The 11,446-nt window shown below is 71.2% G+C and carries 7 protein-coding genes and 1 pseudogene; 3 read left to right on the forward strand and 5 right to left on the reverse strand.

Annotation, left to right across the window (positions count from 1 at the left end):
- Positions 1–746 precede the first annotated feature (746 nt).
- On the reverse strand, positions 747–890 hold the full coding sequence (locus ACIRPP_RS30155; RefSeq protein WP_403649356.1) for a hypothetical protein: 144 nt from the start codon (positions 888–890) through the stop codon (positions 747–749).
- Positions 891–1,150: 260 nt separating this feature from the next.
- On the opposite strand from ACIRPP_RS30155, the pseudogene ACIRPP_RS30160 reads away from it, so the two are divergent.
- Positions 1,151–1,524: pseudogene (locus ACIRPP_RS30160) on the forward strand (L-threonylcarbamoyladenylate synthase); the annotation flags it as partial.
- A gap of 182 nt (positions 1,525–1,706) precedes the next feature.
- Here the strand turns inward: ACIRPP_RS30160 and ACIRPP_RS30165 are convergent.
- The 4 genes from ACIRPP_RS30165 to ACIRPP_RS30180 all read right to left on the reverse strand — a co-directional run bounded on the left by ACIRPP_RS30165 (position 1,707) and on the right by ACIRPP_RS30180 (position 6,184).
- Positions 1,707–2,924, reverse strand: a complete 1,218-nt coding sequence (locus tag ACIRPP_RS30165) for a beta-propeller fold lactonase family protein (RefSeq protein ID WP_403649360.1) — start codon at positions 2,922–2,924, stop codon at positions 1,707–1,709.
- A gap of 269 nt (positions 2,925–3,193) precedes the next feature.
- Positions 3,194–3,541, reverse strand: a complete 348-nt coding sequence (locus ACIRPP_RS30170) for a CBS domain-containing protein (RefSeq protein ID WP_403649363.1) — start codon at positions 3,539–3,541, stop codon at positions 3,194–3,196.
- Positions 3,542–4,070: 529 nt separating this feature from the next.
- Entirely contained in the window at positions 4,071–5,195 is a 1,125-nt protein-coding gene (locus ACIRPP_RS30175) for an NAD(P)-dependent alcohol dehydrogenase (RefSeq protein ID WP_403649366.1), read from the reverse strand.
- An 11-nt stretch (positions 5,196–5,206) separates the two neighbouring features.
- Positions 5,207–6,184: an MBL fold metallo-hydrolase gene (locus ACIRPP_RS30180; protein WP_403649369.1), complete on the reverse strand. Its 978-nt coding sequence runs from the start codon at positions 6,182–6,184 to the stop codon at positions 5,207–5,209.
- Between the two features lie 1,240 nt (positions 6,185–7,424).
- Here ACIRPP_RS30180 and ACIRPP_RS30185 point away from each other — a divergent pair.
- Positions 7,425–8,171: an IPT/TIG domain-containing protein gene (locus tag ACIRPP_RS30185; RefSeq protein ID WP_403649371.1), complete on the forward strand. Its 747-nt coding sequence runs from the start codon at positions 7,425–7,427 to the stop codon at positions 8,169–8,171.
- A 139-nt stretch (positions 8,172–8,310) separates the two neighbouring features.
- A partial coding sequence (locus tag ACIRPP_RS30190; protein ID WP_403649374.1) for an Ig-like domain repeat protein occupies positions 8,311–11,446 on the forward strand: 3,136 nt, incomplete at its 3' end.

Consider the following 11,446-nt stretch of genomic DNA (forward strand, 5'->3'; position numbering starts at 1 on the left):
CCCCAGTCGGCCCGCTGGGTCCCTCAGGTCCAGTGTCGCCCGTCGGCCCTGTGGGCCCAGTCGGCCCTGTGGGTCCGGCGGGGCCGTGCTCGCATTCGGGGTCCCGGCTGGGTTCGCATCCGCCTTGGTCGGGTGCCGCGCTCTGTATGACCGGCCGGACGGTGGGTGAACCGGCCGCAGCAGCTGGCGCGGAGCCGGCGAGCCCTGTGAGAACAAGGGCGAGCGACCCAACCGCTCCACCGGTGAGCCACCCGCTCCGGCGCGGTATCGGTCCTAGTGGAGAACGTCTGGGGGGGCCAGAATTCATGCTCTGCTCCTAGGGGTTCGAGATTCGCACTTTCGAGGTCCAGCCCACGACGGCGCCGACGTTCCGGGCTCGGCCCAAGAAAATCCAGGCGTCCGAAAGCCAATACATACCGAATGGCGGGATCACACGTGACGACGTGGCCCACGCTAGAAGCACGTGCGGGGCGCCGCGACCGTTGTGACCGCGGGGCAGGCCAAGTGGATGAACTCTCGGTGACCCGGCGGGTGGTGTGGGCCCACCCGAGGACCGACCGCCCCGCCCGGGGCAGACGCGGGCAGCGGTTCGCCCAGAGGAACGCACGGATGCGGTGGCCCACCGTGCCGTCCGTCTCCGACCCGCGGGTCAGCATCCACTTGTCGAGGGACGTGCGGTGGACAGCCCGAGCCTTCTTCCAGTCGCCGACCCACAGGCCGGCCTCCCTGGTGGTGCGCAGCCAGGCTCACTGGTCGGACAGGGCGGTCACCGATCCTGCTGGTTCGGTCCCGTCCCGGCGGACCACCTGGGCGAAGGGCAGTTCGAGGTCGAAGGCCATGTCCCGCTCGCCCGTGTTCACGAAGGCCTGATCGGCGCTGGGCCGGGACACCACCTGCGTCCACCGTCGGAATCCGACTCCAGCGCGCCCTCCTCGGGATCCGGTTGACCGGGGCCAGCTTGCGGTGGTGCCGCCGTATGAGACGCATCCGCCCGAGCGCAGAACTTCAGTACGGGCACGGACAGTTCGGGGGACCGCGGTGAAGACATCGGCCACCGCATCCAGGCGCTGCCGCTCGCGCTCACCACGACCTCGTCCAGGCCGGCGAACTGCCCCGCCTTGTCGAAGTCCACGGCGAGTGCGCGGCCAGTGTGCTGCGGGCCGAAGGGCTGGTGGCCTTCCCGACCGAGACCGTCCACGGTCTGGGCGCCCATGCGGAGGGTCCCGCTGCTGTCGCGCGCATCTTCCAGGTCAAGGGGCGACCGAGTCGAGTGCCGAGCGGTCGACAGCGCACCTGTTGGCCGAACGCTTCTGGCCGAGGCCACTGACGCTGGTTCTGCGGCGCGGTCGCCGGGTGCCCCTTGAGGTGCCGGGCGGTTTGGAAACGGAGGCCGTGCGTGTACCCGACCATCCCGTCGTGCTTGCGCCGCTGTCGGCCTTCGGCGGCGATGTCACGCCCCGTCCCCAGCCGCTTCGGCCCAGGTCAGTCCCGCAGCCCATGCGGGACTCGGTGAGAGACGAGGTCCGCCGGGAGGTCGTCGGACCGCTCCTCCCCACACAAGCAGGACGGTCTGCGGGTGGAGGTCTTGGACGTGGTCGCCACCCTCACCGGGCGCGTTGGGACACCTCGCTGATACCCGTCGCCGCCCGCGCGGTGCGGGCGGTCGAGGAAGTCGTCGGCGTGGAGTTCCGTGCGGCGTCCTGACCTCAGGGTGTGTCAGTGGCGCAGACGGCGTAGGGGGTGAAGGTGATGCTCTCCTCGCTCTGATTGACGAGGGACACCTGCCAGGAGTCGTCGACCGGTTTGCTGACGAGGTCGTCCGGGGCCGGGCCGGAGATCTCGAAGCCGCCGCCGGTGATCTCGCTGCCCGCCGGGCAGTCGGCCGTCGAGGTGGCGAAGACGGTGGCGACCGCGAGTCCGTGGGGACCGTCGCCGATGGTCACGGTGCCCGTGACCGTGTTCGTGGCCGTGTTGATCACGGACACGTTGTCGTCGTTGCGGTTGGTGACGTAGACATGGCCGCCGTCCGGTGTCACCGCCACGTCGAAGGGGACGGCGCCGACCGCGGGGGTGGCGATGACCGCGTTGGTCGCGGCGTCGATCACCGACACCGAGCTCGCACTGAAGTTGGCCACATACACACGGCTGCTGTCCGGGCTCACCGCCACGCCCAGGGGACCGTCACCGACGGTGACGGTGTCGACGACCGTGTTGGTGGCGGTGTCGATCACTGAGACGTCATCGTCGTCGTTGTTCGTGACGTAGGCGCGCGCACCGTCGGGGGCGAACGCCACGCCTTCAGGGAACGTACCGACGGTGATCGTGTCGATGACCGTGTTCGTGGCCGCATCGATCACCACCACCTCACCCGGGTCCACGTCGCGCGTGACATAGACGATGGAGCTGTCAGGGCTCACGGCCAACGCGAAGGGGTCGACCACGGAGACGGTGTCGACGACCGTGTTGGTGGCGGTGTCGATCACCGACACATTGTCCGAACCGATGTTGGCGACGTAGGCCCGGCTCCCGTCGGGGGCGACCGCGATGCCGGCGGGAGTGTCGCCGACGGTGATGGTGTCGACGACCGTGTTGGTGGCGGTGTCGATCACCGACACATTGTCCGAACCGATGTTGGCGACGTAGGCCCGGGTGCCGTCGGGAGTGACCGCGACATCGACGGGACCGTCACCGACCGTGATGGTGTCGACGACCGTGTTGGTGGCGGTGTCGATCACCGACACGTTGTCGCTCTCGCGGTTGGTCACGTAGGCGAATGTTCCGGTGGCGGCGGCCGCGGGTGCTGCCAGGGCCAGCGGGACGACGGCGACGGCCAGCGCGACCAGGACCGCTGGCCAGATACGCAGCGGCGTCCGCCATATCCCGGACCACCGCCACGTGGGTTCCGTCTTTCCTCCGGGTCTCATGCGAGTTGTACCCAGCATCAGTTTCCTTCCGCAGTACAGGGCTGGGACAGGTCGGTGGGCCCGGGCAGGCCTGACGACGGCTCCGGGCGTATCCGGCGGCCGCCCACACCGGGGCGTCGATCACCACGGCCGACCCTAGACACGCTGTTCGGCCCCGGCTCCGCGAATGCGGCCAGACGGACGACCTGCCTGACCTCGATGTCAGAGGTCACCGGCCCGGGTCCCGCCGTGCCCGTCTCACGCCCCGGCGGTCGCTGCCCGGCGGTGGGTCATCCGTCCGCGAAGTCCGGGTCGAGGGCCGGGCGACGGCGCCGGCCCCGACACCTCGCAGCGCACGTCCACGACGCCTTCCGCGGACCGGACCAGTCCACCGCGAGCGGTGTCACAGATGTGTCGGGGACATGGCCGGTGAGGGTGACCACTCCGTCGCGCACACCCACCCGGACCGACTCCGGGGAGGCCGGGAACCGGCCTCCGACGACCTCACGTCTGATCTCCTCGGCGATGTCGTGGTTCTCCCGGAGGAACACGTTCAGCAGGTCGGACCGGCTGACGACGCCGTGCAGCACACCCGTGCCGTCGACCACGGGCAGGCGCTTGACCTTGTGCCGGGCCATGATCCGGTCGTAGGGCCGCCGAACGTGGTGTCCTGGCGCAGGTACTCGCTCTGCCCCGAGACTGCGGTGGCGAGCAGAGTGCCGTCGGGGGCGTACCTGGTCAACAACGAGTAGCCGAAGTCCGTCTTCGCCGGTCGGCTTCGTCATCAGTCGCCACAGGTGTGACGGTGGACGCCGTGGAGGGCGAAAATCCCGCCGGCACGCAGCAGAGCGACGGGAGGCCGAACACTGGGGCCGGCCTCCGCGTACTGGCCGAACCGGGTGCCGTTGCCGATGTCGGCCAGTGTCCGGCCGCGAAGCGTCATCGGCTCGGAGCGCTGAGTCCCGTCGGGTCTCTGTGCGACCGGGTGGCGCATTGGGGGCCCGCATGCCGGGCGTCTCCTACCGAGGAGGCCCCGGGCCCCTCATCTCCCGCACCCGGCGGGCACCGGCGTGAGCGGTCCGCCCTGGCGGGTGCAGACACCCTCGCCGACGTGGCGTGCGGGCGCGGGCAGCTCAGTACGCTGCTTCGTCGCCGCTGACCGTTCGCTCAGCCGATGCGGAGAACCGGTTTGACCGTCCTGCCCGCTTCGGCATCGGCCGCGGCCTCGTTGATCTGGTCGAAGTCGTAGAAGGTGACCAGACGGTCGAAGGGGAAGCGGCCCTGCATGTGCAGGTCGAGGAGCTGGGGGACGAAGACATCGGGGACGCTGTTGCCCTCCACGACGCCCATCAGCGTCTTGCAGCTCTGCATGAAGGTGTTGGCCGGAAGACTGATCACGGCGTCCTCGGCGGAGGCGCCGAGTACGGCTGCGGTCCCCCGCTGGCGCAGGGCTTCGACCATCTGGCCGATCAGCGGGGGCAGACCTGTGGTGTCGAGGGCGTAGTCGACACCTTCACCGGTGATGCGGCGGATCTCCTCCACGGTGTCCTGCTCGCGGCCGTTGACGGTGTGGGTGGCGCCCAGCTCGGCGGCGAGTTCGAGCCGGGAGGGCAGGACGTCGACGGCGATGACGGTGGTGGCCCCCGCCACCCGTGCGGCCATCACCGCGCTGAGGCCGACCGCGCCGGCGCCCATCACGGCGAAGGTGGAACCCACCCCGACGCTCAGTGCGCGCAGCACCGTTCCGGCGCCGGTCTGGATGCCGCAGCCGAGGGGGCCGAGGAGTTCCAGCGGGGCGTCGGGGCGCACCTTGACGGTGTTGCGTTCGTTGGTGACGGCGTGGGTGGCGAAGGACGACTGGCCGAAGAACCGGTCGTGGAGGATGCCGCCGCCGTCGGCGGGCCGCAAGGCGTGGGAACCGTCGGGGCGTTGGCCGGCGAAGTTGACGGCGTTGAAGTTGGCGCAGCTCGCCGGTGATCCGTCGAAACAGGGACGGCAGCGGCCGCACGGCAGGAAGCTGACCGCGACGTGGTCCCCGGGCACGACCTTCTCCACCGCCGCGCCCACGGCCTCCACGACGCCGGCGCCCTCGTGCCCCAGGACGACGGGCAGCGGGACGGGATACACCTGGTCCCGCACCACCAGGTCGGTGTGGCACAGGCCGGTGGCGACGATGCGCACGACGATCTCGTCGTCGCGCGGAGGGCCGAGAAGGACCGGGCCCAGTTCGAAAGATCCCTTCTCCCGCACGAGGGCAGCGGTGATCTCACGCTCGGTCGACGCATCCGCCATGGCGGGTCTCCTCACCGGTACTCGTACATCGCCCAGGCCACCATCTCGGCGTTGGGCAGGGTCGCTTCCTCGTAGCCGTACAGCCGGCCGTACTTCGGCTTCAGCGCGTCCGTGGCCTCGCGGGAGACGGTGGCGAAGAAGCTGGCCAGGAAGCCGGTGTGGGCCCGGGCGGCCGGGTCGACGAAGCTGCTGAAGGGGTGCGCGGCCATCGCGTTGCCGACGGCCTCCTTGAGGTCGGCGACGAAGGCCAGCTCGAAGTCGATGTCGACCCGGGTGCCCACGTTGCCGTGGCTGCCGGAGAGGTGGTCCCAGCCCAGGTCGTAGATCTGGCGGAGGTTGTCCTCGTGCCAGTGGAACCGCTCGTTGCCGGCGAACCGCCAGAACGGCGGCTGGTCGGGGTTGATCAGGTCCGGGGAGTGCAGGATGCGGTCCTGGGTGAAGAGCCAGGCCGCGTGGTCGTCGGTGTGGGCGGCCCATTCGAAGCCGTGCAGCTCCACGGTGATGTCCTCGAAGCCGAACTCGCCCCGCGGCCAGTCGAGTACGTCGGTGGCCCCGGGGAAGGAACTGTGGCTCAGCTCCATGGCCTGCACGCTCTTGGAACTGGCGATGATCCGCAGTGGTTGTCCGGCCCGCCGGGCGGCGTCGACGTACCGGGCGATGTCCCCGATGTGGTCGGCGTGGTAATGCGGGTAGACGGCCGCCGTGACCGGCTTGTCGGTGACGGAGGCGATCGCCTGGGCGATGTTGTCGTAGACGCCCTCCAGAGTGTCCATCACCAGCACGCCGTGCTCGCCGACGTGGAAGACGGTGCCGTAGTTGAACGACTGCACCCACCACGCCCGTTCCGACAGCCGTTGCAGCACGTACGGCTGGGTCATGTTGCGGTGGAACAGGTCGCCCACCTTCAGTCCGGGAGCCAGCACCTCCTCGGCCGACGGCTCGACGTAGGCCGCGTCCACGGGGGACGGTACGGCGGTCGGTTCCGCCATGGCGGGGCTCCTTCATGACACCGGGACGCCCACGAGCCGGACGCTGCCCGGCCCGTGCCTCACTCCTCCAGTGGAACGCCGGGAGGTGGCCGCCGCAAGTCCCCGGGAAGGGGCCGGGCCGCCGCTGCCGGGCGGGAACAGCACCGCCGGCATCGTCGCCGCGAGGATCCGCCCCGACGCGCACGGCCAGTACGCCGTTTCCCTTGCTGCCTTCGGCGACGTTGTTGAGGGCCTTGTCCCACAGGCGCATGGCGTAGCCGTTGCAGGGGTGGTTGCCCTTGTTGCCGGTGGAGCCGCCGCGCTTGATGTGCTCAAGCCCGTACCTGCGGTTGCCCACGCGTATCAGGGTGTCCTCGAAGTCCCCGAGGTACCAGCGGTAGACCTTCGCCGATCCCGGCCCGCTGCGGGTGTTCTTGGTGCACGCATGGTCGAAGCCGCAACTCCACGCCCTGGGCTTGGTCTTTGTGGATGGGCCTCCGTCCAGGCGGCCGTCCGATGCCGGCGGCATCCGCCGACGCTGAGGTCCGCGTGCCCCCGGGCGGCCGCGGACCGCGGGCAGGGGCGAAACAGGTTGCGGCCGCCACGAGCGGCATCTTGATCGACGTGCCGGCGGGGTTCGGCCGCGCTGCCGCTGTCGGCAGCGCCGACCGGGCCGGCGTGCGTCACCTCACCCTCGCCCTGCCGCCCCGTCACCCCGCCCGGGGGGCACGTGGTCCTGGCCGCTCTGCTGGCGGCCCGGTGCCCCGGCGGGCCTCGTGACGGTCGGCCCCGGCGGTCGTTAACCGAGGGCCCGTGGGGAGTCAGGCGAGGCCGGCCGCCTGTGTCCTGAGTGGTTCTTTGCAGGTCACGGCGGCGTCTTCCCCGTACGGGCGTTGTTCCTCAGGTCTGCTCCCGTGTCACACCCGTAGCGCGGGGGCTACCTCGTTCGGGTGATTGGGAGGGGGTGGCTCTTGTCGCCCGGTTGGGCGTGTGGGTCACTGAGAGTGTGAACCGGCGGGCTGCCCATCCCGTGCCGGGGGAACGTTCAGAGGCAGCTGCTGCCGGTTTTCTCCGTGCCCACAGGAGACGCCGGACGCTGTGTGAGGTGTGGTCGCGTCCGCGACTGTAAGGCTGTTCGTTTTCCCTGCCCCCGCGGCGTCGACGGCTTGGCCGTCCCTGTCCCTGTGACGCTCCGCGGCGGTCGGCTGGTCCTGCTGGTTCCTCGTCATGTCCCTTGAAAAACCGAGCGAGGAGTTCCGTCATGCCCATCTCTCCGAACCAGGGTTCCACCGGTGGCGGCACGCTGGTGACCATCACGGGTACCAACCTGTCCGACACCAGCGCGGTGAAGTTCGGCAACAAGCCGGCCACCGCCGTCACTCAGGTCTCACCGACGCAGGTCACCGCCGTCTCCCCGTCCGGCACCGGCAGTGTCGGGGTCACGGTGACGACTCCGGGCGGGACCAGCAACCCGGTGCCGTTCTTCTACGTCGGCGCCCCGTTCAAGTCGTCCCTGGGCACCACGTCCGGTCCGCTGGCGGGCGGCAACACCATCACCCTCACCGGAACCGGTCTGTCCACGGCGACCAGCGTGTCGTTCGGCGGCGTCACCGCCAACCCGACGGTGAACTCCGACAGTTCGCTCAGCGTCACCGTGCCCCCGGGTGCGGTGGCCGGCCCGGTAGGGGTGAGCGTGACCACCGCCGGGGGCACCAACAACGGTCTGACCTACACCTACGTCGGCTCTCCGACGATCGGGACGGTCACCCCGACGTCGGGACCGGCCTCGGGCGGCACGGCGGTGACGATCACCGGCACCAACCTCGACGCCACGGACTCGGTCACCTTCGGCGGGACCCCGGCACCGTTCTCGGTGATCAACGCCGGCACGCTGTCGGCGGTCACCCCGCCCGGTACCGAGGGTCCGGTCGACGTGGTGGTGACCAACCCGGCGGGGTCGGCCACGGCGGACGACGCCTTCACCTACGTCGCCGGCCCCGGCATCTGATCCCTCCCTCGCGCGACGGGGCGCCGTGGTGCCGGCCCTGGCACGGCGCCCCGTCACCTGCCCGCCCACCACGGCCCGTCCGGGCCTTGAAGGGGCAGGGCCACCCGGCAAGGGCCGTCCCGAGGAGAGGGAGCTGCTCTTGTCCGTCGATCTGCTTCTGCGCACGCGTGCCGTGACCGCCACGCTCCCCGCCGCCCCGATCGCCGTCATCCCGGTGGGCGCCGGCCCCGCACGGATCGCTCTGGGCCGTCTCGGCCGTACGGGATACGTGACGAATTCCGGCTCGGACACGGTCACCGCCGTGGACACCGGCACGCGTTCCGCCACCGCCGTCATCCCGGTGGGATCCGGCGCGTGGGGTGTCGCCGTCGATCCCGCCGGGACAAAGGCCTACGTGGGCAACTCCGCTTCCGGAACGGTCAGTGTGATCGACACCGCCACGAACACCGTCACCGCGACGATCGGGGGCATCTCCTCGCCGGCCGGCATCGCGTTCTCCCTTGACGGCACTCGCGCCTACGTCGTCAGCCAGGACACAGACCGCCTCGTCGTGCTGGACACCGCCACACGCACCGTCGCGACGAGCGTGGCGGTCGGCGGCGTCCCGTATGAGGTGGCCCTCTCCCCGGAGACCTCCCGGGCCTACGTCAGCGGCTCCGGCGACGGCACGGTCACGGTCATCGACACCGGATCGGACACGGTCATCGACACGATCGGCGGTTTCGCCCGGCCGCACGGCCTGGCCGTCACCCCGGACGGCCAGCGCCTGTACGTCGCCGACCAGGAGGCCGGGACGGTCGGCGTGGTGGACACCACCACGCACGGCGTCGCCACGGTGATCGGCGGCTTCGACGCCCCCCTTTCGCTGGCCATGGGCCCCCGCGGGGCCCTGGCCTACGTCACCGAGAGCGGCTCCGGTGCCCTCACGGCGATCAACCTGGCCACCAACACGCGGGCCGCCAAGGTCACCGGGCTGGGCGCGTCGACCGGCCTGGCCGTCACCAAAGACAGCCGCCACCTCTACGTGGCCGACACCGCCGGCGGCACGGTCGGCGTGCTGAACATCCCGGTACCGGTCTCTCCCGACCAGGGGCCCACCGGGGGTGGCAGCGCGGTCGTGCTGTCCGGACGGGGTTTCCTCGGCACCACACGCGTCCTGTTCGCAGACCGCCCGGCCGCCTTTTTCACCGTGGTGGACGACACCACCCTCACCGTCGTCGCTCCGGCGGGCACCGGCGCGGCCCCGGTCACGGTCACCGCCGCCGGCGTCACCCGCACGATCGGCACGTTCTACTACCTGCAGCCCCCGCGGATCCGGGCCGTGGCGCCCGCCTTCGGTGACACGGCGGGAGGCAGCACCCTCACCCTCACCGGCATCGGCCTGTACACCACGCAGGAAGTACGCCTGGGCACCACGAGCGTGTATCCGACCGTGCTCTCCGACGGCCGGCTCACCCTCACCGTGCCGCCCGCTCCCCCCGCCCCTCCCGGAGCCGTCACCACGGTCCCTGTCGTGGTGACCACGCTGGGCGGCGTCGCGCGCGGCCCCTCCTACACCTATGCCGACCCGCCGACGACCACCACGCTGACGTCCGCACCCGAACTGCCCGTCGTGGGCGAGCAGGTGACCTTCACGGCGGCGGTGGCCCCTGCCGGCACCGGGACGGGGACGGGGACGCCGACGGGTACGGTCTGGTTCGACTTCGGGGACGGATCCGTCCCCGTCACCGCCGTGGTGACGGACGGGGCGGCGACCGCGGCACACACCTACACCGGCAGCGGCTCCGGCCCGTACACGGTCACCGCCGCCTACAGCGGCAGCCATCACTTCGCACCGTCGTCGGACTCCGCCGAACAGGCGGTGGCACCGGCGCCCACCGCGACCACCGTCGTCTCCAGCCCGGAGCCGTCCAGTCCCGACGGGCCGGTGTCCGTCACGGCGCGGGTCATCGTGGCGGCCCCCGGCGCCGGGCGGCCGACGGGCACAGTGACCCTCGACTTCGGCGACGGCACACCGGCCGTCGAGCAGCCCCTCGTGGACGGCATCGCCACGGCCACCCACACCTACCCGGCCGGCGACGGCACCTACACGATCACCGCCTTCTACAGCGGCGACGCCGACTACGTCTCCTCCACCGACGTCCGCACCCACCGGGTGGCGGCCGACGTCCTGGCCACCACCACGACGGTGACCTCCTCGCCGGACCCGTCGACGACCTGGCAGACCGTCACCTTCACCGCCACCGTCGCCCCCGCCGGCCCCGGCGCGGGCACCCCCACCGGCACGGTCACCTTCGACTTCGGCGACGGCACCCCGCAGACCCCGGTCACCTTGTCGGACGGGACGGCCACCGTCAGCCACGCCTACACCTCCGGCACCGGCAGCCCCTACCCGGTCATCGCCGTCTACACCAGCGACAACGAGGCGCTGAGCTCCTCCGCCGGATACGACGTGCAGACCGTGCACCCGGCCCCCACGACCGTCGCGGTCATCTCCTCGCCCGAGCCGTCCGTGGTGGGCGAGCCGGTCACCTTCACCGCCACCGTCGTCCCCGGCCTCCCCGGAGCGGGCACCCCGACGGGAACGGTGGTCTTCGACTTCGGTGACGGTGCGCCACTCACCGCCGCCCCCGTCCTGGACGGCACGGCGGTGATCACCCATGCCTACGCCACCCAGGGCGGCAGCCCCTACACGGTCAGGGCCACCTACGACGACGATGCAGACTTCGCCGGCTCCACCGCGACGCACACCCACACCGTGGGCCGGGCATCGACCACCACCGCACTGGAGTCCGTTCCGAATCCCTCCGTGGCCGGCGAGCCGGTCACGTTCACCGCCACCGTCGTGGCCGCCGCCCCGGGAGCGGGCACCCCCACCGGCACCGTCACCTTCGACTTCGGTGACGGCACCGCCCCCCAGGTCCTGCCCCTGACCGACGCGGTCGCCACAACCGGCCACATCTACCCGAGTGCCGTGGGCAGTCCGTACACGGTCACCCTCACCTATGACGGGGATGCGGACTTCGCCGGCTCCACCGGCACGGACATCCACGGGGTGCGCCGGGCGCTGACCACGACGGCTGTGGCCGCGGCGCCGGGTGCGTCGGTGGTCGGCGAGCCGGTCACGTTCACCGCGGCCGTCGCGCCCGTCGCCCCGGGAGCGGGCACCCCCACCGGCAGCGTCACCTTCGACTTCGGTGACGGCACCAGCCCCGCCACCGCCACCCTGGCAGGCGGCACCGCCACCGTCACCCGCCCCTACACCAGCCGGACCG

The organism is Streptomyces sp. NPDC101219, assembly GCF_044767675.1.
Classification (GTDB): domain Bacteria; phylum Actinomycetota; class Actinomycetes; order Streptomycetales; family Streptomycetaceae; genus Streptomyces.